Origin of the sequence: Mycobacterium sp. M26, from assembly GCF_001494595.1 — a bacterium.
Classification (GTDB): Bacteria; Actinomycetota; Actinomycetes; order Mycobacteriales; family Mycobacteriaceae; genus Mycobacterium.
On record NZ_LN929900.1, the window covers coordinates 1 to 1,302 of the forward strand.

Consider the following 1,302-nt stretch of genomic DNA (forward strand, 5'->3'; position numbering starts at 1 on the left):
GTACCGGCGGCAGTATCGGCTTCCTGGGTACCCCGGGTGACGGCGGCAATGGCGGCCGCAGCATCACCGGCACCGGTGGCGACGGCGGCACCGGCGGCAGCGGCGACGTGGTCGGCGGCACCGGTGGGACCGGGGGCGACGGTGTCGTCGGCGGAAAGGGCGGCACCGGCGGCTCAGCGGTCAGCATCGGCTACGGAAACGTCACCGGAGGCACCGGCGGAGCCGGTGGGCTGGGCACGGTGACCGGCGGCGAAGGCGGCCAGGGCGGCGCTGCGCTGATGGGCTTCTACTTGTTCGGGGTGGCCGGCAACGCCATCGGCGGCACCGGCGGGGCCGGCGGCCGGGGCGCAACCGGAGGCACCGGTGGCCAGGGCGGAATCGCGCGGAACTTCGGCGAGGGCATCGCCTATGGCGGCACCGGCGGCACCGGCGGTCTGAGCATCGGGGCCGGCGCGCTTGGAGGCGCTGGCGGGACCGGTGGAAGTGCCTATGCAGCAACGGTTTCCAATGCCTATGCCGGAGCCGGAGGCACGGGCGGATCTGGTCCGGCCGGTACTGGAGCGACCGGCGCCAACGGTGCCGACGGTGGCACGCCGACCACCCCGACGACGGTGCCGATCGTGCCGATCCCCCTGCTTCCGACGTTCCCGACGTTGCCGTGGCCCGGATCGCTCGCCAGTTTCATGGCTCCGCTGATCGGCGACGGCACCGCCGACCACCCCGACGCCGGTCTGCTGATCGGCAATGGCTACAGCTACGGCACCGTTGCCGGTGACTGCACGGCGGCTTCTGGCAGCTGCAACGGCGGCCGGGCGGGCCTGCTGTACGGCAACGGCGGTAACGGCTGGGGCAGCGGCAACGGCGGCGCCGCGGGCATCGTCGGCAACGGCGGCAACGGCGGCAACGGGCTGCCCGGTGAGAACGGCGGCAACGGCGGGTCGGCCCTGTGGCTCGGCCACGGCGGCAATGGCGGAGCGGGTGGCTCGACCACCGTGGACCTGCAGGCCGGTGGCCGAGGCGGCAATGGCGGGGCCGGCGGGTTCATCGCCGGCGACGGCGGTGCCGGCGGTATCGGCGGGTCGGCTACCAGCGGTACCGGCGGGGCCGGCGGTAATGGTGGCAGCGTGGGCTTCCTGGGCACACCGGGTGACGGCGCCGACGGCGGGGACAGCATCACCGGCACCGGAGGCGACGGCGGCACCGGCGGTGGTGGTGACGTCGTCGGCGGAACCGGCGGTGACGGCGGAACCGGGGCAATCGGAGGTAGGGGCGGAACCGGCGGCGCCGCAATCAGTTTCGGGT

The 1,302-nt window shown here is 74.5% G+C and carries 1 pseudogene; it reads left to right on the forward strand.

Annotation, left to right across the window (positions count from 1 at the left end):
- A pseudogene (locus BN3385_RS28460) lies at nucleotides 1–1,302 on the forward strand (PE family protein); the annotation flags it as partial.